Below are 285 nucleotides of genomic sequence, written 5' to 3'. Positions count from 1 at the left end.
GGTGTTGCTCATGGCGTGAAGGCTCAGGCCGACGGGGCGGCGTTGAAACGGTAGGTCAGGTGGTGGCGGTAGACCTGGCCGGGCCGCAGCACGGCGCCGGGTTGCGGCCACTCGGGGTGGTGGGGACTGTCGGGCAGGGCCTGGGGTTCCAGGGCCAGGCCTGCAATGGGCTTGACCCCTGCCTTGCTGCGCGCGGTGCGCGAGCAGGGCTACCACGCACCCACGCCCATTCAGGTGGCGAGCTTGCCCCCCATCCTGGCTGGGCGCGACGTGCTGGCCTTGGCG

Annotated in this window: 1 protein-coding gene; it reads right to left on the bottom strand. The window is 71.9% G+C overall.

Annotation, left to right across the window (positions count from 1 at the left end; genetic code table 11):
• Nucleotides 1-23 precede the first annotated feature (23 nt).
• Nucleotides 24-167, bottom strand: coding sequence for an aldose epimerase family protein (locus tag ACG01O_RS22260; protein WP_394387804.1), 144 nt, complete (start codon nt 165-167; stop codon nt 24-26).
• Between the last annotated feature and the right edge of the window lie 118 nt (nt 168-285).

Source organism: Pelomonas baiyunensis (assembly GCF_043555935.1).
Taxonomy (GTDB): Bacteria; Pseudomonadota; Gammaproteobacteria; order Burkholderiales; family Burkholderiaceae_C; genus Pelomonas; species Pelomonas baiyunensis.
The sequence above is the reverse complement of the archived record's forward strand: the minus strand, read 5'-3'. Positions and strand labels throughout refer to the sequence as shown.